Below are 21,201 nucleotides of genomic sequence, written 5' to 3'. Positions count from 1 at the left end.
CAGGAGGGGCCCGACCCTGCCGGTCGAAACTGGCAGGAACACGGCAATGCGGGGTTCCGGACGGGGAAGCCAGGGCATGTCTGACAATTCGCGACGCCGCACGCCCGGCGGGAATTGTCAGACATGCCCTAAGGTGATCGCCCATGCGAGATCTTGTGGCGGGGATGAAGTACCTGGTCGGGGGCCAGAAGTGGGTGGGTCGGCACGGCCGCTGGTGGGGCTTCGGCATACTACCCGCACTGCTCACCCTGGCCGGGTACGCCGTCGCGCTCGTCTTCCTCGGCGGCTGGTCGAAGGACCTCGCCGACTGGGCCACCCCGTTCGCCGACCACTGGAGCTCGCCCTGGCAGGGCCTGCTGCGCGACGCGATCGCCGCGATCGCCTTCGGCGGCGGCCTGCTGCTCTCGTTGCTCACCTTCACCGCCGTCACGCTGCTGGTCGGTCAGCCCTTCTACGAGGCGCTGTCCGCGAAGGTCGACGAGACCGAGGGCGGTGCGCCCACCCCGCCGGAGTCGCCGCTGTGGCGCGAACTGGTGATCGCGGTACGGGACAGCGCCTCCGTCCTGGTGCGGGTGGCCGCGTTCGGCGTGGTGCTGTTCGCCTGCGGCTTCATCCCGGTGATCGGGCAGACGGTGGTGCCGGCGCTGGGCTTCCTGGTGTCCGGCTTCTTCCTGACCGTCGAGCTCGTCGCCGTCGCCCTCCAGCGGCGCGGGGTGCCGCAGCGTGAGCGGATCCGGCTGCTGCGCGCCCGGCTCGGGCTGGCGCTGGGCTTCGGCACGCCGCTGATCCTGGCGTTCCTGGTTCCGCTGGTGACGGTGCTCGCCATGCCGGGGGCCGTCGCGGGCGCCACCCTGCTGGCCCGGGACCTGGCCCGCGACCTCGCCCTCGACCCGGTCCACGACGCGGCCACGGCGGACGAGCAGGAGCAGGAGCAGGAATCGGCGGCGGAGCCGGCCTCCCGGCCCGCCACCGGGAACCCGTACGCGACCTCCTGAAGCGGTGACCGGCCGGTCACCCTGCGCCGATCCCGGCCGGCCGGAGGTGTGAGGCCGCCCACACGGGGTTCGCCGTCTACTGCCCCCGATAGTGGACGGCTACGGCCCGGGCGCCGGCCGACCCCCCGGCACGGGCTCCCGTCCCGCGTCGGGCTGCCCGGAATGCCTCGAAGAACGCAGGCCACCGCACCTCACACCCACGCATTCCGCTCGCGCCACCGACCTTCGACCCACAAGTACGCAAGTCGGACAAATTATCCCAAACCCATCACCGCGTCTCGCCGCAGCCACCCTGCGGCTACTACCCGCCGTAGTGGCACCTGCCTTTGCCACCCGTCCCCGGCCCTGCGAAGAATGGCCCGTCGCCAGGCAGCGCAGCCGGCCCCGTCCGCCGCGCAGCCGACCCGCCCCGCCACTTCCGCCGGGGCACCACGGCCGTCCCGGACGGCCGCGCGGGCCCCGCTCACCCGGGCGCCCGTGCGATGCCCCGCACCCGGTGCCACCGGCACGGCCCCCGACGGAAAAGGATTGTCCGCTTCATGCAGCTCAGCCATGCCCGCCGCAACTCCCTGATCACCGGCATCGCCACCCTCGTCGTCGCGAGCGCCGCCACCGCCGCCCTCGCCCTCCCGCAGGCCGGGAACACCACCGAGGCCGCCGCCCCCGCGGCCGCCGTCACGGTGGACGGCAAGGCGGCCGCCGACCAGGCCCAGGCTGACACCGCTGCCGCTGCCGCCGCCGCCGACCAGGCCACTCAGGAAGCCCAGGCCCAGGCGCAGGCCGAGGCGGAGTCCGCCGCCCAGGCGCAGGCCGAGGCCGACGCGAAGGCCCAGGCGGACGCCAAGGCCAAGGCCGACGCGGACGCCGCCGCCTCCCGCTCGCAGGCGCGCCAGGACCTCACCAGCGCCCCGGCCCTCACCGGCAGCCCGCAGCAGATCGCCGCGCAGCTCGTCCCGGCCGGCCAGCTCCAGTGCTTCAGCAACATCGTGTCCCGCGAGAGCAGCTGGAACCACCTCGCCGTCAACGCCTCCTCCGGCGCATACGGCCTGGTCCAGGCGCTGCCCGGCAGCAAGATGGCCTCGGCCGGCTCCGACTGGCGCACCAACCCGGCCACCCAGATCAAGTGGGGCCTGGACTACATGAACTCCCGCTACGGCAGCCCCTGCGCCGCCTGGTCGTTCTGGCAGAACCACCACTGGTACTAAACCGAGGCTGCCGAGCCTCGACTCACCCCGGGCCCGCGACGCACCACGCGTCGCGGGCCCCGCGCGTTCCGGCTGTCGTGGACGCGTCCGGCAGGCCGCGTGAAGATATGGCGTACGGTCGTACGATTTGGCGGGAATTGCTCGGTATTACGCACCGTCAGGGCTTTGCCACGGTCAGCGCGTCCTCTTACGCTCCGGCGTCATGCCCTCACCCCTCATCAGCGTCGTGCTCCCCGCCTACGACCAGCACAAACAGCTCGCGGACTGCCTGGACTCGCTGTTCGCGCAGTCCCTCCAGGACGTCGAGGTGATCGTGGTCGCCGACCGCTCCCCCGACGCCGCGGGCGAGCTCGCCGACGCGTACGCGGCCCGGCACCCGCGGCTGTCGGTCCTGCACCTCAACGCGGCGGTCGGGGTCGGGGTGAGCCGGAACGCGGGGGCGGCGCGGGCCGCCGGCGAGTACCTGCTGTTCCTGGACGCCGACCACCAGCTGCCCCAGGACGCGCTGCAGGCCCTCGCCGACCGGCTCGGGCAGACCGGCCCGGTGGATCTGCTGCTGTTCGGCCACTCCCGCCGGCACAACGGCCGGGACTGGCCGGGCGGGGCGGAGGCACTGCTCGCCGAGGCCGGCCCCGAGGTGTTCGAGCCCTTCGACCAGCCCGCCCTGTTCGGCGCGCCGCCGCTGGTCTGGGACCGGCTGATCCGCCGCGGCCACTGGGAGGAGCTGCGGCTGGCCTTCCCCGACGGCCGGTACGAGGAGATCCCGGTGGTGCACGCGGCACTGCTCGGCGCCCGCCGCGTCGCCGCGCTGGCGCGCGAGTGCGTGCAGCTGCGCCGCCGGGAGACCGTCCACCCCACCGGTTCCCCGGGCAGCGGCGTGTTCGACCTCTTCGACCAGTACGAGCGCAGCTTCGCGCTGCTGGAGGACCAGCCGCACCTGTACGCGGTGCGGGACGCGCTGTTCGTCCGGATGATCCGGCACTACCTGTTCGTCTTCGACCTGGCCGGGTGCGTCACCCGCGCCGAGCGGCCGCAGTTCTTCCACCGGGCCGCCGAGCACCACCGGCGCTTCCAGCCACCCGGCCACCGGCGGCCCGGCGGCCGCGAGGGGATCAAGTTCTCGCTGCTGGCCGGCGGCGCCTACCCGGCGTTCGAGATGGCCAAGCTCTCCCACATCGCCCGCGGCACGCTCACCGGGCGGCGGTGACTGGACTCCGCACGTGCGCGACCCCGCCTCCGCAGGCGGCGGGGCCGAGGTCCTGTCCGGGCGGCCGCCGACCGACACCCCATCGGCGGTACCCCGGTCGTGGCCGGTACCCCTGCGGGCGCGCGGCTGCCATGATCGGCCGGAGCCGTCGCCGCACCCGCCCGGAGGTCCCTGGTGAGCCGTCCGTCCGCAGCCCCCGGGGCCGAGCTGGCCCGCGAACTGGCCGCCGTACTGCGCGGGGAGGTCCGCTTCGGCACCGCCGAGCGGACCGTCTACAGCCACGACGCGTCCAACTACCGGCAGCTGCCGCTCGGCGTGGTCAAACCCGCCGACCTCGACGACGTCCGCACCGCCGTCGCGCTCTGCCGCCAGTACGGCGTGCCGGTGGTGCCGCGCGGGGCGGGCACCAGCATCGGCGGGCAGGCGATCGGCCCGGGCGCGGTGGTGCTGGACTTCCGCCGCCACCTCGGCGCCGTCCTGGACGTCGACCCGCAGGCCCGCACCGCCCGGGTCCAGCCGGGCACCGTGCTGGACGACCTCCAGCGCGCCGCCCGGCCGTACGGGCTGCGCTTCGGCCCCGACCCGTCCACACACAGCCGCTGCACCCTCGGCGGCATGATCGGCAACGACTCCTGCGGCTCGCACTCGCTCGCCTGGGGGCGCACCTCGGACAACGTCGAGCGGCTGGAGCTGCTGCTCGCGGACGGCACCGAGCTGACCGTGGGCGGCCGGCTCACCCCGCAGGAGCGCGCCGCGCTCCGTGCCCTGCCCGGGCGGCCCGGTGAACTCCACCGGCAGCTCCAGGAGTTCACCGACCGCAACCTCGCCACCATCCGCCAGGGCCTGCCCGCGCTGCCCCGCCGCACCTCCGGCTACCCGCTGGACGCCCTGCTGCCCGAGCACGGCCACGACCTGGCCCGCGCGCTCACCGGCACCGAGGGCAGCTGCGCGGTGCTGCTCGGCGCGACCGTCCGGCTGGTCGAGGAACCGCCCGCGCGCGCCCTGGTGGTGGCCGGCTACCCCGACGAAGGCGCCGCCGCCGACGCCGTCCCCGCGCTGCTGCCGCTGGGGCCGCTCACCGCCGAGGGCATGTCCGCCGACCTGATCGCCGCACTGCTCGCCGCCGGCCCCCGACCGCCCGCGCTGGACCGGCTGCCCGCGGGCGAGTGCTGGCTCTTCCTGGAGACCGGCGGCGCCACCCCGGTCGAGGCCTACCAGGCCGCCCGCCGGCTCGCCGACGCGGTGCGCCGCGAACGCTCCGCCTCCGTCGCCCTCGTCACCGACCCGGCCGAGCAGCGCCAGCTCTGGGCCGTCCGGGAGGCGGGCGCCGGCATCGTCACCCGGCTGCCCGGCGGCGGCGAGGCCTGGCCCGGCTGGGAGGACTCCGCCGTCCCGCCCGAGCGCCTCGGCGACTACCTGCGGGACCTGCGCGCCCTGCTGCGCCGGCACAGCCTGCACGGCGTGCCGTACGGGCACTTCGGCGACGGCTGCGTGCACCTGCGGATCGACTTCCCGCTGGACGAGCCCGCCGGGGTGCTGGTCTTCCGGGAGTTCCTGGAGCAGGCCGCCGACCTGGTGGTCTCCTATGGCGGGTCGCTCTCCGGCGAGCACGGCGACGGGCAGGCCCGCGGCGAGCTGCTGCCCCGGATGTACCCGCCCGAAGTGATCGCCCTGTTCGGCGAGTTCAAACGGATCTGGGATCCCGAGCACCTGCTCAACCCGGGGGCGCTGGTCGACCCGCGCCCGCTCGACGCCGACCTGCGCTTCGTCACCGCCCCGCGCCGCCCGCTGCCGCTCGCCCTCCCGTACGAGCAGGACGGCGGCAGCCTGGCCAAGGCCGTGCACCGCTGCGTCGGCGTCGCCAAGTGCGTGGACCCGAACACCGGGGTGATGTGCCCCAGCTACATGGCCACCGGCGAGGAACGGCACTCCACCCGGGGCCGGGCCCGGCTGCTGGCCGAGATGCTGCGCGGCATGGCGGCACCTCCCGGCCGCCAGGGCGGCGCGGCGATCGCCGACGGCTGGCGCTCGACGGAGGTCCGGGAGGCCCTGGACCTCTGCCTGAGCTGCAAGGGCTGCGCGAGCGACTGCCCGGTCCATGTCGACATGGCGACCTACAAGGCCGAGTTCCTCCACCAGCACTACCGGCACCGCCCGCGCCCGCTCGCCCACTACTCGATGGGCTGGCTGCCGCGCTGGCTGCGGGCCGCCGCCCTCGCCCCCGGCGCCGCCAACACCCTCGCCCGCTCCCCGGCCGCCGGGCTGCTCAAGCTGCTCGGCGGGATCGACCGGCGCCGTGTGCTGCCGGTCCTCCCGCCGGAGACCTTCACCCGCTGGTACCGCCGCCACCGCGCCGCGCACCCGGCCCCGGCGGGGGCACGGCCGGTGCTGCTGTGGCCGGACACCTTCTCCGACCACCTCCAGCCGAACGTGCTGCGCTCCGCCGTCGAGGTGCTGGAGCACCTGGGCTTCGACGTGCGGCTGCCCGCCGGCCCGGTCTGCTGCGGCCTGACCTGGTACTCCACCGGCCAACTCGGCACCGCCCGCCGGGTGTTGCGGCGCAGCCTGCGGACGCTGGCCGACACCGGACTGCCCGCCGACACCCCGGTGGTCGGGATGGACCCGAGCTGCACCGCCGCCCTGCGCGAGGACCTGCCCCGGCTGCTCGGCCCGGACGGCCGCCCGCTCGCCGAACGCACCCGCACCTTCGCCGAGTTCCTCGACCAGTACGCCCCCGACGCCCCGCTCCCCCACGTCCCGCTGGACGCCGTCACCCAGACCCACTGCCACCAGCACGCCGTCCTCGGCAGCGCCGCCGACCGCCGGGTCGAGGCCCGACTCGGCCTGCACAACCGCGTGCTGGACTCCGGCTGCTGCGGCCTGGCCGGCAACTTCGGCTTCGAGCGGGGCCACTTCGAGGTGTCCGAGGCGATCGCCGAGCGCGTCCTGCTCCCCGAGGTCCGGGCCGCCGCCCCCGACACGGTGATCCTGGCCGACGGCTTCAGCTGCCGCACCCAGATCTCCCAACTCGCCCAGGGCCGCCAGGCCCTGCACCTGGCGGAACTGATCGCCCGGGCGCTTCGGGAGCGTTCCTAGGGCGCGGCGTGCTCGCCGAGGAAGGCCCCGGCGCGGGCCGCGGCCTCCTCCTTCGTCGGGTAGCCGCGGTCGGCCGCGCCGCGCGCGCCGTCGGCGCCGACGCCCGCCCAGCGCCAGTCGCCGGATTCCGCCTCCTGCTCCAACTCGGCTGTTCCGCCGAACAGTTCGAGCATGCCGTGCGGCGCCGCCGGGCGGGCCTCCGGCCACTTCTTCCGGGCACCCTGCCGGGTGATGCCCCAGGCCGCGCCCAGTTGCTCGTAGCTCGCGCCGTAGGAACCCGCCGTCGCCGCCGCGATCGCGGTCAGCCGCTTGACCTCCGTGTCCACCACCTTCCAGGTGGCGAGGGCGGAGAGCGCGACCTCGGCCGGGTCCGCGTTCCACATCCGGTTTTCGGGCAGCCCGGTCTCGCGCGAACGAACAGCCCTGGCAAGAGGGTTCAGGGCGTCACCGAGCGCCCTGGCCAGCTCGGACCGCTCCTCGGGGGTGATCTCGATCGATGTCATGCGACAACCATAGTTACCGAACCGGCCTACGACAACCAAAGTTACCTCCTGATTCGATCCGCGCCGAGTGGCGGATTCAGACCCCGCCGCTCGGGCGCGAAGGGAAGACCCGCGACGAGCACCCGGCAGCCGACCGCCAGGGCCTCACCGAGGAAGCCCACGCCGATCGACAACTGCACCGGCCGGGCGTCCGGAGCGAGACCGAAGCGGCCGGCGAGGAGGCCGAAGCCCGCCATCACCGCGAGGGAGCCGGCGGCGACCAGGAAAGTCCGGCCGGTGTACCGCTGCCACGCCACACCGTCGCGCTCGAACAGCGTGACGGTGATGCCGCGCAGCACCCCGAGCCCGACGCCGAGCGCGGCACCGGCGGCCACCCAGGCGTAGTCACCCGCGCCCAGACCCGGGTGCCGCACCAGCGACCAGAACCCGATCGCGGTCAGCACCACCGGCGGCGCGAACAGGTCCCGGGCATTGAGCGGTTCCCCACGCAGCCGCCGGATCACCACCACCACGACCACGACGGCGATCAACCCCGCTTGCAGCCAGACGTTCATCGACACACCCCTCCCCGGGAGTTTTTTAGCTCGACCATGCTAAATCAGCAATTTAGCTCGACCGTGCTATAACGGCAACATGCCCAAGATCGTGGACCCCGCGGAACGCCGCCAGGCCGTCGCCGACGCCGTGCTCCGCGTCGCCGCCCGAGAGGGACTGGAACGCGCCTCACTGCGCAACGTCGCGGACGAGGCCGGGCTCGCCATCGGCTCGGTACGGCACTACTTCGCCGGCAGCTCCGAACTGATGATCTTCGCGATGCAGGAGCTGGCCCTCCGCATCGACAGCCGCATCCGCACCCACGCCCGCACCCTGCTCGACCCGGAGGGCGGCACCGACCGCCGCGCACAGGTCGAGGAACTCCTCACCGAGACCCTCCCGCTGGACGCCGAGCGCCGGGAGGAGTCCGCGCTCTGGCTGTCCTTCGTCACCGCTGCCCGCACCCGCCCCGAACTCCACTCCCGCGCCGCCGAGTTGCAGGCCGGACTGGACGAGCTGATCCACCGCGTCCTGACGGAGGCCGAACACTCCGGCGCCCTGGCGCCCGGCCTCGACCTCGCCGTCGAGACCCGCCGCCTCTCCGCCCTGCTCGACGGCCTCACCCTCCAGGCCGTCCAGCACCCGGACCTGGTCGGCCCGGACGAACTGCGCGCCGTGCTGCGCCGCCACCTCGACACGCTGGCCGGACGATGCCCTGATTGATTCGCCGCGTCCCTGATCCGCCACAGCTGGCACTGACCCCCCGGCCCGGATCAGCCGCCGCCGTCAGGCCCCGGCCTTGGCCGCCTCCTCCGCGGGCGCCTCCTCCGCGCAGACCGCCGACACGAACTCCGCGACCCGGGCCTGCGGCAGCCCGCGCGCGATGTCCGCCTCGCTGATCATCCCGACCAGCTTGTGCTCCGGGTGGTTGATCACCGGCAGCCGGCGCACCCGGTACTGCTCCATCACCCGTAGCACCTGCTCCGCGTCCTCGTCCGCCTCCACCGTCATCGGCCGGCCCAGGGCCAGCTCGCCCGCCGTCACCCCGGCCGGGTCCCGGCCCTCGGCGACGCAGCGCAGCACGATGTCGCGGTCGGTCACGATGCCCAGCAGCTTGTCGTCCTCCCCGCAGATGGGCAGCGCGCCGACGTGCCGTTCCCGCATGATCCGGGCGGCGGCGGCGAGCGTCTCGTGCTCGCGGATGCACTCCGCGCCCGGGTGCATGATGTCGCTGGCTCTGGTCATGATCCCGCCTCCTGGCCTGGCTTCCGCCCCCTGTCCATCCTGGTCCGGGCCCGCGGCGGCCGCCACCGGGCGCCGGTCAGGCCGCCTGGTCCGGCTCCGCACGCCCGCCCGGCGCGTCCGCGCCCGGCAGCGGCGACTGGTCCAACAATTCCTCCAGCGGCGGGAGTTCGTGCTGCAACCGGTCCTGCTCGACCTCCGCCTTCGCCGCCTCCTCCCGCTCCACGGCGGCCCGTTCGGCGCCCTTCGCCGCTGCCGCCGCGGCGTTCACCGCGGCCCGCTGCTGGTTGTCCGTCGCACTGTCCAGGAAGCGCAGCAGCTCCACCGGGAAGGGCAGCACCAGCGTCGAGTTCTTCTCCGCTGCCACCTCCACCACCGTCTGCAGCAGCCGCAGTTGGAGCGCCGCCGGGGTCGCGCTCATCACCGCCGCCGCCTCCGACAACCGGGCCGAGGCCTGGAACTCACCGTCCGCCGTGATGATCCGCGCCCGCCGCTCCCGCTCGGCCTCCGCCTGCCGCGCGATCGAGCGCTTCATCGACTCCGGCAGCGCGACGTCCTTGATCTCCACCCGGTCGATCTCGATGCCCCAGCCCAGCGCCGGGCTGTCGATCATCAACTCCAGCCCCTGGTTGATCGGTTCGCGGTTGGCCAGCAGGTCGTCCAGCTCGCTCTTGCCGATGATCGAGCGCAGCGAGGTCTGCGCCACCTGGGAGATCGCGAAGTGGTAGTCCTGCACGTTGACGATCGCCTTCACCGGGTCCTCGACCCGGAAGTACACCACCGCGTCCACCCGGACGGTCACGTTGTCCCGGGTGATGCCCTCCTGCGCCGGGATCGGCATCGTCACGATCTGCACGTTCACCTTGCGCAGCTTGTCCGCGATCGGCAGCAGCCCCACCAGCCCGGGCTCGCGCACATCCCTGCGCACCCGGCCGAAGCGGAACACCACTCCCTTCTGGAACTGCTGGACGACCCGGACGCTCAGGCCCGCCCAGATCGCCCCCAGCCCGACCAGCCCCCCGATGGCACCCAGCACCGCATCGACGATCATCGCGGCCTCCTTGCGGCCTCGGCGAGGCCTCCTCGCGCACCAGCCAGCCCCGGCCGTCGCCGACCCGGCCCAGCCGGGGGGCCGCCGGAGCAGCTGATTCCACGCTACGCCTGCCCGGCCAGGCCGGCGCAGGGCCGATACGGGCCCGGCACGAGCTCGGTGCACGGCCGATGCGGGCCCGGTGCGAGCCCAGCGCGAGCCCTAGGAGGGCTTTGTCAGGTCCGGTGGTGGGGGTCGGGGGTTGTCCGGCCTCGAACGTCGCTGCGAGACGATCACCCGCTCGGGGATCGGTGGGGCGGTGGTGACCGGTTCGTCCCGCGGGGTTGAGCGGGAGTCCGGGTCGGGCCGTCCGCCGACAGCCCGACCCCGGCCCTGTTCTGTTACGACCACTCCGGGTGCGGGGCCGTGATGCTCCCGAACTGGTACGAGTTGTTGGGGAGGGTGAAGACGTACTCGTGCGGGTCGTTGTGCGCGGACTCCAGCTTGTTCGGGACGCTGTGGTAGCCGAGCGCGTAGAGGTTCCGGGACGGGGCCCAGGTGTTGTAGCAGTAGATGGCGTTGCGCTTGGTCGCCATGTGCGCGGCAGGGATGTCCAGCACGTAGGCGGCACCGTTCGCGCGGGAGCCGAGCGGCTGGTCGTAGGCGTAGACGAAATTGAAGCGCACGTCGGTGAGTTTGCCCTCGCGGGCCAGTTGCACGGCCGCGTCGGCGATCGCCTTGTGGGTGTCGGTGATCTCCAGCCAGCCCGCGGTGAACTTGTGCGAGGCGCCCGGGTACTGCCGCGCGATGGACGCGATCTTCGACTTGACCGTGGCGACGAACCGGGCGAAGGCATCGGGCCCCCCGTAGGGGGAGTCGACGATCTTCAGGTTGATCACCTTGTCGACCCCGAGGGTGGCGGCAGAGGCCATGAACTCGGCCGTCCGGCAAGGGACGATCTTGCTGCTGCCGTCGGTCGGCCAGTTCACCCCGTGGTGGCCGCCGGCCGCGCAGGGGTGCCGGTCCGAGCCTGTGGTCAGCGGGCAGGGATCGGTGTTCATCAGCTTCGCCAGCCCGTCGTTCTCTCCCCGTGTCACCAGCACGAGGTACACCGGCCGGCCGGCCGCCTTGTGCTCCAGGATCGCCCCGGCCAGGCCCAACGCCTCGTCGTCCTGGTGCGGCGAGTAGAAGATCGCCGGCGGTGCCGCCGCCGACGCCTCGGTCGCCCACATGCCGGAACTCAGCACCGTCGCGCCGGCCAGCGCGCCGGCCGTCAGGACCTGCCGTCGAGACGGACCCGCGTACCCGTTCTCCACCATTGCTGCCTCCCGGTCCCACCGGACCTTCTCGCCACCGCCCCGATCACCGGGCCCAACCCGGTCGACGGGCCACCGTCACCCGGCGGTTCAACCAGGCCACCGTCCAGACCGCCCAGCGGGTGCGGCCGGACAGGGCCCAGTAGGGCTTTGTCGGGCGCCACGGATGGTCAGGCGAGGGGAGGGATGCCTCACCCGCCCAGGCCCCCTGGACCGGTGCCTGCCCGATATGCGACCGACCCGCATCCGCCCCGCTCCCACCACAGGACCTGACAAAGCCCTACTAGGATCGGGGCCATGCCGCAGTCCGCCGCCGCCGACGACCCCGGCCACCCCCGCCACCCCGCCGAGGCCGCCGCCCGCGCCATCTCGCTCACCGCGCTGGACCGCGTCGTCACCGACTGCCGGGCCTGCCCGCGCCTGGTCGAGTGGCGCGAGGAGACCGCCCGCACCAAGCGCCGCGCCTACCTGGACTGGGACTACTGGGCCCGCCCGATCCCCGGCTTCGGCCCGCCCGACGCCCCGCTCGTCCTGGTCGGCCTCGCCCCCGCCGCCCACGGCGCCAACCGCACCGGCCGGATCTTCACCGGCGACCCGTCCGGCGACCTGCTCTACGCGGCGCTCTACGACCTCGGGCTCGCCAACCGCCCCGAGTCCGTCCGGTACGGCGACGGCCTGCACCTGCGCGGCGTCCGCATCACCGACCCGGTCCGCTGCGCCCCGCCCGACAACAAGCCCAGCACCGCCGAACGCGACACCTGCCGCCCCTGGATCACCCGCGAACTCCAGTTGCTGCGCCCCACCGTACGGACCGTAGTCGCCCTCGGCGGCTTCGCCTGGCAGGCCCTCCTGCCCGCCCTCGCGCAGGCCGGCTGGCAGGTCCCCCGGCCCCGCCCCGCCTTCGGCCACGGCGCCCTGGCCGTCCTCCCCGCCACCGACGGCGGCCCCGCCCTCCAGCTGTACGGCTGCTACCACGTGAGCCCGCGCAACACCAACACCGGCCGCCTCACCACCCCCATGCTCCGCGCCCTGCTCCGCACCGCCGCCCGATCGGCCGGGCTGGAACCGGCGCCGGAGTAGGCCCGACGGCACCGACCCCCGTACGGTGCCGTCGAGCCGGCCCCGACCAGCCGGGCCCCCAACTGATCGGGCCCGCACTCAGTCGAACCGCCGGGTCGCGGTGATGCCGCCGTCCACCGGCAGGGTCACCCCGGCCACGTACGACGCCCGGTCGCTCAGCAGCCAGGCCGCCGCCTCCGCGATCTCGGTGTCCGCTCCCGCCCGGCCCAGCGGGGTGGAGCGGATGACCAGGTCCTCGAACTCCAGGCCGGACCCGAAGAACTGCTCCGTCGAGGGCGTCCGCACCACGCCGGGCGCGACGGCGTTGACCCGGATGCCGTGCCGGGCGTAGTCGGCGGTGGCCGCCTTCACCAGGCCGGTCAGGCCGTGCTTGGCGGCCTGCTGGACGCCGTCCCCGAAGCCGCCCACCAGCGCGCCCACCCCGGAGTTGAGCACCACCGCGCCGCCCCGACCGCCCGCAGCCATCGCCCGCAGCTGGGCCCGCAGGCAGAGCCAGCTGCCGCGCAGGTTGAGCGCGTGGGTGTCGTCCCACTCGGCCTCGGAGCGCTCGGCGAGCGGGGCCGGCGACAGGCCGGAACCCGCGTTGTCGAAGGCCGCGTCCAGCCGGCCGTACGTCGTGAGCGCCGCCTCGACCGTCCGCTCGGCGCCCTCGGCGGTGGTCAGGTCGGCGGCGACGGCCACCGCCCGGGCCCCGCCTGCCCGCAGGGCGGCGGCCAGCGCCTCCACCTCGGCGCCGGAGCGGGCGGCCAGCACCAGCAGCGCGCCCTCCCGGGCGAACAGCCGGGCGGCGGCTGCACCGATGCCGCGCCCGGCGCCGGTGACGATCGTGACCTTGTCGTCGAGAAGTCCCATGCGGCGAGCCTCCCGGCGCCCCGCCCGGGCCACCAGCGGCCAGCCCTTCCCGGGGACGGGCCGACCGGGGACGAGCCAGCCAGGGACGGCCAGGTCCTGGCTAACCCCACCCGGCTGTGGCAGCGTGACCGCATGCCCGAGACCCCGCTGGGCGCGTTCCTGCGCGCCCGCCGCGCCCGCCTCGCGCCCGCCGAGGCGGGCCTGCCCCCGGCCGGGCGCCGCCGGACGCCCGGGCTGCGCCGCGAGGAGGTGGCGGCCCGCGCGGGCATCTCCGCCGACTACTACGCCCGGCTGGAGCAGGGCCGCCAGCGGGTGCCCACCGGCCCGGTCCTCGACGGCATCGCCGAGGCCCTGCAACTGGCCGGGGCGGAGCGCGCCTACCTGCACCGGCTGGCTGCCCGGCACCGCGCACCGGCCGGGGCGTCGCCCGAGCCACCGGCCGTCTCCGCCACCACCCTGGCGCTGCTGGACACCCTGGACGCCGCGCCCGCCTTCGTCACCGGCCCGACCTTCGAACTCCTCGCCTGGAACCGCCCGGCCGGCCTGCTGATGGCCTGGCCGGAACGGCGCCCGCCCCACGAGCGCAACCTGCTCTGGCAGGTGTTCTGCTGCCCGTACGGGGACCGCTCGCAGGGCAACCTCGCGGCCACCGGCTCGATCGGCGCGGACCTCGTCGCCTCGCTGCGCGCCCACCACGCGGACCGCCCCGGCGATCGCGGGCTCACCCGCCTGGTCCGCCGGATGTCCTCGGACAGCCCGGCCTTCGCCGCACTGTGGGACCGCCACCGGGCCGGGCCGCCCGGCCCCGGCCGGCTCCACATCCGCCACCCGGCCCTGGACACCGACGTCCTGGACTACACCGTGCTCGCCCTGCCCGAGGAGGGCCGGTACGTCTTCGTCTGCCTCGCCCCACCCGGCAGCCGCGCCCGCCACGCCTTCGCCGCCGCCCACGACGCGGCCCCGGCCCACGCGGCGCCGTTCTAGGTTGGGCCTAGGTTTGGCCTAGGTCCTGTCCGGCCAATCTTGGCGGGCCCGCGACGCCGGGCATCCCGCCTGGACGCACGCCCGAATCGCCCAAGTACGTCCAGTACGAGGGCGGTCCGGGCGCACGCCCAGCCGGGCGCGTAATGGGGGTACCTCCCGGCCGAAGGCTGGGGGAGCCGCGGGCTGATCCGCCAAGATCGACCGGACAGGACCTAGCCGAACCGCGGCAGCTTGCGCCCCGCCGCCCGGGCCCACACCTGGGGCAGCCGGGCCCGGGCCGTCTCGGCGGCGGTGAGCTGGCGGGCGTAGAGCACCCCGAGGCCGAAGGGCTCGCCGCTGTCGGCGGCCTGCCCGGCGAGGGTGCCGGCGGCGACCACCGCGTCCTGGTGCTCGCCCAGCAGTTCCTGGACGGCCTTCATCCGGTCCGTGTACCGCTCGGCGGCCGCGCCGACCGCCGGGGCGGCGGTCTCGCCGGCGTAGCGGGCGCGTTTGGCGGCCTTGCGGGCCTCGTGCAGGGCGCGGTCGCGCTGCTCGGCGGGCCCGGCCCCGGTGTCGAGGGCCGCCCGGACTCGCTCGCCGGTGCGGTGCTGCTCGCGCTCGGCGATCCGGGCCAGCTCGGGGACGGCGTCACGGCCGGCCCGGCGGCGCAGCGGGGGGTCGGCGAGGAGGGTGGCGAGGGCGTCGGCGAGGGCGCGGCGGCGCGGGCTATCGAGGGCCGCGAGCACCTCGGGCCAGGCCTGCCGGTACTCGACCCGCCCCCACCGCTCCAGCTCCGCCGCGACCCGCTCCGGCCGGCAGGCGGCGGGCAGTGCCCGGGCCTGGGCGGCCAGCCGCTCGGCGAGCACCTCGCCGTCCCGGGCGCGGCCGAGGGCGGCCGCGAGCCAGCGCAGTTCGGCGACCAGGTGGTCGGTGGCCCCGGGGGCGAACAGCCGCCGGAAGGTCCGCAGGGCACTGCGCAGCCGCCGGCAGGCGACCCGCATCCGGTGCACCGCGTCCGGTTCGTCCGCCCGGACGGCGTCGTCGAGGCCGGCCAGTACCGCCGCCTGCCCGCCGAGGCGGTCCAGCAGCACCTGCCCCACCGTGGTGGCGGGTCGCGCCATGAGCGCTCACCCCCTCATCGGGGTCGCCGGGAACGCCTTCCAGGCTACGGGTCCGGGCGCACGACGACGACCAGGACCGCGACGGGAACGAGCAGGCCCGGGACGGGGACGAGCCAGGCCCGGGACGACCGCTCGGCGCACACGACGCCGACCCGCACGAACAGCGAAGCGGTCCCGGCTGAGCGGGCGTCAGGCGGGTGAACGAACGGCCTCCGGCGGGCAACGCTTCCACTCCCCGGGTACGCGCCCTCGTGCCGGATGTAAGCGTCGTGGCATACTCCGGGACGTGACGACCTCCACCCATGCGATCAGGGCCCTGCGGGCCGCGGTGTTCACCGCGCTCGCCGTGCCGCTGTCCGCGCTGGGCCAGGTGGTCATCACGGGTCGCCCGCTGCCGCTCTCGCTGGTGGCGGCCGCGACCGCCGTCGTCTTCCTGGTCGCGGCCGCGCTGGCCGGCGGGGAGCGGCGGCTGCTGCACATCTCCAGCGTGCTGGTGCCGGTCGAGCTGCTGCTCAACACGACGTTCAACCTGGGGCAGGCCGGCTGTGGGCCGATCCTGTCCGAGCACGTGCCCGCGCGCGGTGTGAACCTGCTGGTGTGTGGCGGCGGTTCGGTGGACGGGTCGCTGCTGGCCGGTCCGCTGGGCCATGTGGGGCCGCTGGCCCCGGCGGCGACCCAGGTGCTGCTCCTGCTGGTGCACCTGGTGATCGCGCTGGCCGCCGCGGCCTGGCTGCGGCTGGGCGACGCCGCCCTGTCGGGCCTGGCCCGGTCGCTGCGCGCGCTGCGCCAGTCGCTGGCCCGCCCGTTGCGCGCCCTGGTCCTGCTGCTGCTCCCGGCTCCGGTTCGGCCGGTGCTGCGGGTGCCGCTGCCGGTGTCGGACCGCGAGCGGCCGCGCCGCGAGGACGTGGTGCTGAGCCCGGCTCCCCGGCGTGGTCCGCCGGTTCTCGCGCCTGCCTGCTGACCCGCCCGAGGCCGTAGGGCCGCCGCGCACGTTCGTCCGCAGGCAGCGCGCACAACTCCCGCGTTCACTCGATCCCGCCGCACCCGGTGCGGTTTCCCGCGCGCATCCGCGCGCCGCGTACAGGAGTTGCCTTCCATGGCTCAGACCCCCAGCAAGCAGCAGGCCAAGCGCATCAGTGCCCGTGAGCGGATCCAGGAGGCGCAGCGCATCGAGCAGGCGGCGTCGAAGCGCCGCCAGCGGATCGTCGTGGCAGTGTCCGCCGTCGCGGTGCTCGCCCTCGCGGGCGGAGCGGCGGTCGCGATCAACTCGGCGTCCGGCAAGAAGGACTCGACGGCGGCCGCCGATGCGGCCGCGCCGACGGAGCTGGTCGTCCCGGCGAACGCCTCCGGCCCGGACGGCACGGTGATCACCTACGGCAAGGCCGACGCCCCGCACACCATGGAGGTGTACGAGGACTTCCGCTGCCCGGTCTGCAAGCACTTCGAGGCGGCGAACGGCGAGGCGGTCAAGAAGCTGACCGAGGACGGCTCGGTCAAGGTGGAGTTCCACCTGGCGGCGTTCCTGGACAACGCCCTCGGCGGCAAGGGCTCGCGCACCGCGCTGGCCGCCGCGGGCGCCGCGCTGAACGAGGGCGTGGACAAGTTCAAGCAGTTCCACGACGTGCTGTACGCCAACCAGCCCGACGAGCGGAAGGACGACTTCGGCAACGTCAACCACATCCTCGACCTGGCCGGCCAGGTGCCCGGGCTGAAGACGGACGCCTTCGTGAAGGCCGTCACCGACAAGACGTACGCGCCGTGGGCGGCGAAGGTCGCGGAGGCGTTCAACGGCAGCGGGGTGACGGGCACCCCGACGGTCAAGGTGGACGGCAAGCCGATCACGCTGTTCAGCGGCCAGTCCACGGTGACGCCGGAGCAGTTCACCGCCCAGGTCAAGCAGGCCGCCGGCCTGAAGTAAGCAGGGCACCACCGGCCCGGCCGAACCCCGGCCGGGCCGGCTCCTCCCAGCCACCGGAGTGTGCTGCCATGACCGCCGCTACCTCTGTGCACCTCTCCCCTCCCGCCCCCGGCGACGCCGGCCGTGCGCCGGTCGGCGCGGGCCGGGCGTTCTCCCTGCTGCTGTTCCTCGGCGGGCTGATCGGGCTGGCCGCCTCGGCCGTCCTGACCTTCGACAAGCTCCGCATCCTGGAGAACCCGTCCTACGTCCCCAGTTGCAACCTCAATCCGGTGATCAGCTGCGGTTCGGTGATGCGCACCGAGCAGGCGGAGGTCTTCGGGTTCCCGAACCCGCTGCTCGGGCTGGCCGCCTTCGGCGCGCTGGCGGCGGTCGGGGCGGGGCTGCTGGCCGGTGCCGCGTACCGGCGCTGGTTCTGGCTGGGCCTGCACGCGGGCACCCTGCTGGGTGTGGTGTTCGTGCACTGGCTGATCGACGAGGCGCTGTACCGGATCGGCGCGCTGTGCCCGTACTGCATGGTGGTGTGGGCGACGGTGGTGGTGCTGTTCTGGTACACGACGCTGCACAACCTCCGGACGGGGGTGATCCCGGCGGGTCCGCGGCTGCGGCCGGTCGTGCGGGAGGCGGCGCGCTACCACTGGGCGGTGCCGGTGCTGTGGGCGGCGGTGATCGCGCTGCTGATCCTCAACCGGTTCTGGTACTACTGGAGCACGCTGGTCTGACGGGCCCGACCGACTGGCATATTTGACCGACCGTCAGCCGACGTACCCCGTGGAGTGCAGCAGCGCGGTGGCGCCGGTGCGCCGGGCCGCCAGGGCCCGGGTGAGCCGGCGCGCCGCGCAGGGGTGCAGCAGTGCGGCCGCCCGGGCGGGGGTGAAGTACCCGTACTCGGCGATCTCCTCGGCCTGCACCCGGATGGTCGCGCCGGCCGGGACCGTTCCGCCGTCGAACATGAACTGCACGGCGGGGTGGGCGTGTTCGCCCTGGCCCGGGATCGGATCGCGCCACTCGACGACGAGCAGCCGCAGCTCGCCGGCCACCAGCCCGGTCTCCTCGCGCAGTTCGCGGGCGGCGCATTCGGCGGGACCCTCGCCCGGGTCCATCCCGCCGCCGGGGAACTGCCACTGGGCGCGGTAACTGGCCTTCAGCAGCAGGACGTCGCCGCCTTCGCCGGTGAGCAGCACGCTGCAGCCGACGTAGGCGCGCAGCAGTCCGGCCAGCCAGTCCTGTTCCGAGAGCCAGGTGTCCGTCATCGCGCCTCCTCCGCCGGTGCCCCGTCGCGGTGGCTACTCTGCCGCAACCCCCGTGCCGGATCCGGTGGTTCGTACCTAATCCACCCGATCGGGTACTCGACGCACGAGAGCTCCTACCCGAAGACCGCCCGCCGGTAGGCGTTGCGCAGGTCGGTGAGCGGCTGGACGCCGCGGTCGTAGTGGACCTTGTTGGTGAGCAGCAGCGCCCAGCGGCCGAGCCGCCGGGAGATCCAGATGCCGGTGCCGGTGAAGCCGTAGTGGACGAAGGTGCCCTCGGCGGGGTCGGTGCCGGGGGCGTGCAGCCAGGACAGGCCGCGGGCGGGGGCGAGACCGCCGGTCTGCTCGCGCAGCGACTCGGCGATCCAGGCCTCGCCCCAGGGCAGTTGGGGCGGCGAGGCGAGCAGCGCGGCGAGGAAGCGGGCGAGGTCGCGGGCGGTGGAGAAGGCCCCGGCGTTGCCGCAGACGCCGCCGAGCAGCCGGGCCGAGGGGTCGTGGACGACGCCGCACAGGTGGCTCCCGGCCTGCGGGTCATACTCGGTGGGTGCGGTGCGGGCGGTGTCGGCGGGGCCGAGCGGCCCGTACCGGGTGTCGGCCATGGCGAGCGGCCGCCAGATCCAGCGGGTGGCGAGCTCGTCCAGCGGCGCGCCGCCGAGGTCCTCGACGAGGTAGCCGAGCAGGACGGCGGCGCGGTCGGTGTACTCGACGGCCGTGCCGGGCGCGCGGTGCAGCGGGGCGGCGATCACCCCGGCCCGGATCGCCGCGAGGTCGCGCCCGTAGAGCTGCTCGAATCCGGTGTGCGGGAGCATTCCGGCGGTGTGCGCAAGGAGTTGACGGGCCGTCACCGCGCCGACGGGGTGCCCGGAGGCAGGCGGCCACCAGCGGCCGAGCGGTTCGTCGAGCGGGAGCCGCCCGGCCTGCCGGAGCACTCCGGCGCAGGGCCAGAGGGCGACGATCTTGGTGAGGCTGGCGAGGTCGTACCGGGTGTCCGGCCCGGGGGCGAGCCGGGCGTACGGGCCCTGCCCGAGCACGCCGTGCGCGCCGCCGCCGAGCGCCCCTCCGGCATCGCCGACGGCCCAGACGGCGCCGGCCCCGACGGTGCGCACGCCGCCCCGGACCAGCTGGTCCAGCTCCCCGCCGGGCGCGGCCAGGGCGGGGAGCCGGTCGAATCCTGGCGGTTGCTGGCTCATCGTCCCCCCTCAGAGGTGTCGTGAGCCTACCCGCCGGGCGGGCCGGTCAGGCCGCCGCGGGCAGTTCCTTGCCGAGGCAGATGCTCTGCGGGTGATCGCGGTAGATGCCGAACTTCCGGATCGCCGCGTACCCCTCGGACCCGTACAGCGCCACGGCCTCGGGCTGCTCGGTGCCGGTCTCCAGGATGACGCGGGTGCGGCCGGCCTCGGCGGCGGTCTGCTCCAGGCGGCGCAGCACCGCCCGGGCCAGGCCACGGCCGCGGGCGGCGGGGACCACGAACATCCGCTTCAGCTCGACGTCGCCGTCGCGCAGCCCGTCCGGCCCGGCCTGCTTGGCCCGCCAGCCCCCGCAGGCGACCGGCCGGCCGTCGAGGTAGGCGATCAGGAACAGGCCGGCCGGCGAGTCGAAGTCGTCGAGGTGCAGCACGGTCTCGTCGGGGTCGCCGTAGCGGCGGACGTACTCCTGCTGCACCTCCGCCGACAGGGCCTGGGCGTCGGGGTGGGCGTAGCCGGTGACGCGGAACTCGACGGTTCCGGCCTCCATGGTGGTGCTCTTCATGAGGGAAGAGCCTACGACCTGGATCAGCGGGCCTCGAAACGGGCGACCAGCTCGTTCTTGCCGAACATCCGTGCGGTGTCGACGGCGTTCGGGGTGCCGGCGGTGGGGTCGGCGCCGCCGTCCAGCAGGACGGTCAGCACGTCCTCGGCGCCCTTGAAGACGGCGCCGGCGAGCGGGGTCTGGCCGCGGTCGTTGGCGCGGTTCGGGTCGGCGCCGCGCGCCAGCAGGGCTTCGACGGTGGCGGCGTGGCCGTGGTAGGCGGCGAGCATGAGCAGGGTGTCGCCGCGGTCGTTGGTGAGGTCGGCGGGCGCACCGGCGTCCACGTAGGCGGCCAGGGTGTCGGTCTCGCCGGCGCGGGCGGCGTCGAAGAGCTTTCCGGCCAGGGCGATCACCTCGGCGTCGGGGGCGCCGGGAGCGTCGGCGGGCTGCTGGTTGGCGGCGTCGGTCATGGCGGGCGGCCTTTCCGGTCTGTGGGTTCTGCGGGCTCTGCGGGTGGCGGAGCCGCGGTGGCGGAGTGCGGCTGGAGGAGCTGCGCGTACCGCACCGTAGCGGCCGGGTGCCGGGCCGGGCCAGCGCGCATCCGGATGGCGGATGGCGGCCCTCGAACGGCGGCCATCCGGGCGAACTTCCCCGACCCCCCGGAAACCTCCCGCCCACCCGGCGGGAATGCCTCGCCGCGCTGGAACTGCGCGGGACACGGCCCCACCCCGGCCGGTCCGCCCGCCTTCGCCCGAACTCCAGGGCGACGTTGAACGGGAAACCACCCATTTGCACCGTTCCATCATCTATTACTTTTTGTCACGATTAGCGCACTTTCCGTAACACCGTCCCCGTCCCCCCTCCCCGAGGAGCAGAACGTGATCCTCTCGATTTCCGGCATCGTCCTGTTCGGCACCATCGCCTTTCTGTTCTTCCGCAGGGACGGGCTAAAGGTCTCCCACGCCGTCGTCTGCGCCCTCTTCGGCTTCTACGTCGCCGGCTCCTCGATCGCCCCGAGCATCACCGCCGGCGGTGCCAGCCTGGCGAGCCTGCTCGGCGGCCTCAAGTTCTAGGGCGTGTCTGACAATTCCCGCCGGGCGCGCGACGCTCCCCCAGCCTGGCGGCCGGGAGGTGCCCCCAGGCATCCCGCCTGGACGCACCGGC

General features: G+C 74.6%; 22 protein-coding genes and 1 pseudogene. 11 read left to right on the top strand and 12 right to left on the bottom strand.

Going from position 1 to position 21,201, the window contains the following annotated elements; translation table 11 throughout:
* The first annotated feature begins 143 nt into the window (after positions 1 to 143).
* Positions 144 to 995: an EI24 domain-containing protein gene (locus tag ACFVHI_RS25390; protein WP_380343013.1), complete on the top strand. Its 852-nt coding sequence runs from the start codon at positions 144 to 146 to the stop codon at positions 993 to 995.
* Between the two features lie 191 nt (positions 996 to 1,186).
* On the opposite strand, the pseudogene ACFVHI_RS25385 reads toward ACFVHI_RS25390, so the two are convergent.
* A pseudogene (locus tag ACFVHI_RS25385) lies at positions 1,187 to 1,237 on the bottom strand (hypothetical protein); the annotation flags it as partial.
* A 297-nt stretch (positions 1,238 to 1,534) separates the two neighbouring features.
* On the opposite strand from ACFVHI_RS25385, the gene ACFVHI_RS25380 reads away from it, so the two are divergent.
* From ACFVHI_RS25380 to ACFVHI_RS25370, 3 genes are all read left to right on the top strand, one after another.
* Positions 1,535 to 2,200, top strand: coding sequence for a lytic transglycosylase domain-containing protein (locus ACFVHI_RS25380; RefSeq protein WP_380343010.1), 666 nt, complete (start codon positions 1,535 to 1,537; stop codon positions 2,198 to 2,200).
* Positions 2,201 to 2,402: 202 nt separating this feature from the next.
* Positions 2,403 to 3,407, top strand: coding sequence for a glycosyltransferase family 2 protein (locus tag ACFVHI_RS25375; RefSeq protein ID WP_063346445.1), 1,005 nt, complete (start codon positions 2,403 to 2,405; stop codon positions 3,405 to 3,407).
* 174 nt (positions 3,408 to 3,581) lie between these two features.
* The gene (locus tag ACFVHI_RS25370; RefSeq protein WP_380343007.1) at positions 3,582 to 6,503 is read left to right on the top strand and encodes an FAD-binding and (Fe-S)-binding domain-containing protein; all 2,922 of its coding nucleotides are present in this window, start codon (positions 3,582 to 3,584) and stop codon (positions 6,501 to 6,503) included.
* Here the strand turns inward: ACFVHI_RS25370 and ACFVHI_RS25365 are convergent.
* Both ACFVHI_RS25365 and ACFVHI_RS25360 read right to left on the bottom strand, forming a co-directional pair.
* The gene (locus tag ACFVHI_RS25365) at positions 6,500 to 7,006 is read right to left on the bottom strand and encodes a hypothetical protein (protein WP_380343004.1); all 507 of its coding nucleotides are present in this window, start codon (positions 7,004 to 7,006) and stop codon (positions 6,500 to 6,502) included. The genes ACFVHI_RS25370 and ACFVHI_RS25365 overlap by 4 nt on opposite strands.
* A 41-nt stretch (positions 7,007 to 7,047) precedes the next feature.
* Entirely contained in the window at positions 7,048 to 7,560 is a 513-nt protein-coding gene (locus ACFVHI_RS25360) for a DUF1453 domain-containing protein (RefSeq protein ID WP_380343001.1), read from the bottom strand.
* Positions 7,561 to 7,639: 79 nt separating this feature from the next.
* On the opposite strand from ACFVHI_RS25360, the gene ACFVHI_RS25355 reads away from it, so the two are divergent.
* Positions 7,640 to 8,263 (top strand): TetR/AcrR family transcriptional regulator, encoded by a 624-nt coding sequence (locus tag ACFVHI_RS25355; protein ID WP_380342998.1) that lies wholly within the window; start codon positions 7,640 to 7,642, stop codon positions 8,261 to 8,263.
* A 63-nt stretch (positions 8,264 to 8,326) separates the two neighbouring features.
* On the opposite strand, the gene ACFVHI_RS25350 is transcribed toward ACFVHI_RS25355, so the two are convergent.
* The 3 genes from ACFVHI_RS25350 to ACFVHI_RS25340 form a co-directional block, all read right to left on the bottom strand.
* Complete coding sequence (locus ACFVHI_RS25350) at positions 8,327 to 8,785, bottom strand: CBS domain-containing protein (RefSeq protein ID WP_063346447.1); 459 nt, start codon at positions 8,783 to 8,785, stop codon at positions 8,327 to 8,329.
* A gap of 76 nt (positions 8,786 to 8,861) precedes the next feature.
* The gene (locus tag ACFVHI_RS25345; RefSeq protein WP_380342995.1) at positions 8,862 to 9,833 is read right to left on the bottom strand and encodes a slipin family protein; all 972 of its coding nucleotides are present in this window, start codon (positions 9,831 to 9,833) and stop codon (positions 8,862 to 8,864) included.
* A 380-nt stretch (positions 9,834 to 10,213) separates the two neighbouring features.
* Entirely contained in the window at positions 10,214 to 11,131 is a 918-nt protein-coding gene (locus tag ACFVHI_RS25340; protein WP_063346448.1) for a PIG-L deacetylase family protein, read from the bottom strand.
* A 294-nt stretch (positions 11,132 to 11,425) separates the two neighbouring features.
* Between ACFVHI_RS25340 and ACFVHI_RS25335 the strand changes: the two genes are divergently transcribed.
* Positions 11,426 to 12,208, top strand: coding sequence for a uracil-DNA glycosylase (locus ACFVHI_RS25335; RefSeq protein ID WP_380342991.1), 783 nt, complete (start codon positions 11,426 to 11,428; stop codon positions 12,206 to 12,208).
* Between the two features lie 78 nt (positions 12,209 to 12,286).
* Here ACFVHI_RS25335 and ACFVHI_RS25330 read toward each other — a convergent pair whose 3' ends face one another.
* Positions 12,287 to 13,060 carry an SDR family NAD(P)-dependent oxidoreductase gene (locus ACFVHI_RS25330; protein ID WP_380342988.1) on the bottom strand — a complete coding sequence of 258 codons (774 nt, stop codon included), beginning with the start codon at positions 13,058 to 13,060 and terminating at the stop codon, positions 12,287 to 12,289.
* Positions 13,061 to 13,192: 132 nt separating this feature from the next.
* Here ACFVHI_RS25330 and ACFVHI_RS25325 point away from each other — a divergent pair, with 132 nt between their 5' ends.
* On the top strand, positions 13,193 to 14,044 hold the full coding sequence (locus ACFVHI_RS25325; protein WP_380342985.1) for a helix-turn-helix transcriptional regulator: 852 nt from the start codon (positions 13,193 to 13,195) through the stop codon (positions 14,042 to 14,044).
* Positions 14,045 to 14,256: 212 nt separating this feature from the next.
* Here ACFVHI_RS25325 and ACFVHI_RS25320 read toward each other — a convergent pair whose 3' ends face one another.
* Positions 14,257 to 15,144, bottom strand: coding sequence for a CHAD domain-containing protein (locus ACFVHI_RS25320; RefSeq protein WP_380342983.1), 888 nt, complete (start codon positions 15,142 to 15,144; stop codon positions 14,257 to 14,259).
* Positions 15,145 to 15,430: 286 nt separating this feature from the next.
* Here ACFVHI_RS25320 and ACFVHI_RS25315 point away from each other — a divergent pair, with 286 nt between their 5' ends.
* The 3 genes from ACFVHI_RS25315 to ACFVHI_RS25305 all read left to right on the top strand — a co-directional run bounded on the left by ACFVHI_RS25315 (position 15,431) and on the right by ACFVHI_RS25305 (position 17,781).
* A complete protein-coding gene (locus ACFVHI_RS25315; RefSeq protein WP_063346453.1) occupies positions 15,431 to 16,105 on the top strand; it encodes a hypothetical protein in 675 nt (224 codons plus the stop codon).
* Positions 16,106 to 16,240: 135 nt separating this feature from the next.
* Positions 16,241 to 17,062, top strand: coding sequence for a thioredoxin domain-containing protein (locus ACFVHI_RS25310; protein WP_063346454.1), 822 nt, complete (start codon positions 16,241 to 16,243; stop codon positions 17,060 to 17,062).
* A 68-nt stretch (positions 17,063 to 17,130) separates the two neighbouring features.
* Positions 17,131 to 17,781 (top strand): vitamin K epoxide reductase family protein, encoded by a 651-nt coding sequence (locus ACFVHI_RS25305; protein WP_380342979.1) that lies wholly within the window; start codon positions 17,131 to 17,133, stop codon positions 17,779 to 17,781.
* Positions 17,782 to 17,814: 33 nt separating this feature from the next.
* Here ACFVHI_RS25305 and ACFVHI_RS25300 read toward each other — a convergent pair whose 3' ends face one another.
* The 4 genes from ACFVHI_RS25300 to ACFVHI_RS25285 form a co-directional block, all read right to left on the bottom strand.
* Entirely contained in the window at positions 17,815 to 18,312 is a 498-nt protein-coding gene (locus ACFVHI_RS25300; RefSeq protein WP_363623640.1) for an NUDIX hydrolase, read from the bottom strand.
* Positions 18,313 to 18,425: 113 nt separating this feature from the next.
* Entirely contained in the window at positions 18,426 to 19,499 is a 1,074-nt protein-coding gene (locus ACFVHI_RS25295) for a serine hydrolase domain-containing protein (protein WP_380342976.1), read from the bottom strand.
* Between the two features lie 46 nt (positions 19,500 to 19,545).
* On the bottom strand, positions 19,546 to 20,058 hold the full coding sequence (locus tag ACFVHI_RS25290) for a GNAT family N-acetyltransferase (protein ID WP_380342973.1): 513 nt from the start codon (positions 20,056 to 20,058) through the stop codon (positions 19,546 to 19,548).
* A 23-nt stretch (positions 20,059 to 20,081) separates the two neighbouring features.
* The gene (locus ACFVHI_RS25285) at positions 20,082 to 20,507 is read right to left on the bottom strand and encodes an ankyrin repeat domain-containing protein (RefSeq protein WP_380342970.1); all 426 of its coding nucleotides are present in this window, start codon (positions 20,505 to 20,507) and stop codon (positions 20,082 to 20,084) included.
* A gap of 408 nt (positions 20,508 to 20,915) precedes the next feature.
* Between ACFVHI_RS25285 and ACFVHI_RS25280 the strand changes: the two genes are divergently transcribed.
* Positions 20,916 to 21,110, top strand: coding sequence for a hypothetical protein (locus ACFVHI_RS25280; RefSeq protein WP_063346460.1), 195 nt, complete (start codon positions 20,916 to 20,918; stop codon positions 21,108 to 21,110).
* The last annotated feature ends 91 nt before the right edge of the window (positions 21,111 to 21,201 follow it).

Source organism: Kitasatospora sp. NPDC127121, assembly GCF_042677305.1.
GTDB lineage: Bacteria > Actinomycetota > Actinomycetes > Streptomycetales > Streptomycetaceae > Kitasatospora.
This window is presented reverse-complemented; position numbering and strand designations above follow the sequence as displayed.

What these genes read in the sequence shown, in the direction of transcription:
- ACFVHI_RS25390 (WP_380343013.1), top strand. Translation starts at nt 144, where the DNA reads ATGCGAGATCTTGTGGCGGGGATGAAGTACCTGGTCGGGGGCCAGAAG.
- ACFVHI_RS25380 (WP_380343010.1), top strand. Translation starts at nt 1,535, where the DNA reads ATGCAGCTCAGCCATGCCCGCCGCAACTCCCTGATCACCGGCATCGCC.
- ACFVHI_RS25375 (WP_063346445.1), top strand. Translation starts at nt 2,403, where the DNA reads ATGCCCTCACCCCTCATCAGCGTCGTGCTCCCCGCCTACGACCAGCAC.
- ACFVHI_RS25365 (WP_380343004.1), bottom strand. Translation starts at nt 7,006, where the DNA reads ATGACATCGATCGAGATCACCCCCGAGGAGCGGTCCGAGCTGGCCAGG.
- ACFVHI_RS25360 (WP_380343001.1), bottom strand. Translation starts at nt 7,560, where the DNA reads ATGAACGTCTGGCTGCAAGCGGGGTTGATCGCCGTCGTGGTCGTGGTG.
- ACFVHI_RS25355 (WP_380342998.1), top strand. Translation starts at nt 7,640, where the DNA reads ATGCCCAAGATCGTGGACCCCGCGGAACGCCGCCAGGCCGTCGCCGAC.
- ACFVHI_RS25350 (WP_063346447.1), bottom strand. Translation starts at nt 8,785, where the DNA reads ATGACCAGAGCCAGCGACATCATGCACCCGGGCGCGGAGTGCATCCGC.
- ACFVHI_RS25345 (WP_380342995.1), bottom strand. Translation starts at nt 9,833, where the DNA reads ATGATCGTCGATGCGGTGCTGGGTGCCATCGGGGGGCTGGTCGGGCTG.
- ACFVHI_RS25340 (WP_063346448.1), bottom strand. Translation starts at nt 11,131, where the DNA reads ATGGTGGAGAACGGGTACGCGGGTCCGTCTCGACGGCAGGTCCTGACG.
- ACFVHI_RS25335 (WP_380342991.1), top strand. Translation starts at nt 11,426, where the DNA reads ATGCCGCAGTCCGCCGCCGCCGACGACCCCGGCCACCCCCGCCACCCC.
- ACFVHI_RS25330 (WP_380342988.1), bottom strand. Translation starts at nt 13,060, where the DNA reads ATGGGACTTCTCGACGACAAGGTCACGATCGTCACCGGCGCCGGGCGC.
- ACFVHI_RS25325 (WP_380342985.1), top strand. Translation starts at nt 13,193, where the DNA reads ATGCCCGAGACCCCGCTGGGCGCGTTCCTGCGCGCCCGCCGCGCCCGC.
- ACFVHI_RS25320 (WP_380342983.1), bottom strand. Translation starts at nt 15,144, where the DNA reads ATGGCGCGACCCGCCACCACGGTGGGGCAGGTGCTGCTGGACCGCCTC.
- ACFVHI_RS25310 (WP_063346454.1), top strand. Translation starts at nt 16,241, where the DNA reads ATGGCTCAGACCCCCAGCAAGCAGCAGGCCAAGCGCATCAGTGCCCGT.
- ACFVHI_RS25305 (WP_380342979.1), top strand. Translation starts at nt 17,131, where the DNA reads ATGACCGCCGCTACCTCTGTGCACCTCTCCCCTCCCGCCCCCGGCGAC.
- ACFVHI_RS25300 (WP_363623640.1), bottom strand. Translation starts at nt 18,312, where the DNA reads ATGACGGACACCTGGCTCTCGGAACAGGACTGGCTGGCCGGACTGCTG.
- ACFVHI_RS25295 (WP_380342976.1), bottom strand. Translation starts at nt 19,499, where the DNA reads ATGAGCCAGCAACCGCCAGGATTCGACCGGCTCCCCGCCCTGGCCGCG.
- ACFVHI_RS25290 (WP_380342973.1), bottom strand. Translation starts at nt 20,058, where the DNA reads ATGAAGAGCACCACCATGGAGGCCGGAACCGTCGAGTTCCGCGTCACC.
- ACFVHI_RS25285 (WP_380342970.1), bottom strand. Translation starts at nt 20,507, where the DNA reads ATGACCGACGCCGCCAACCAGCAGCCCGCCGACGCTCCCGGCGCCCCC.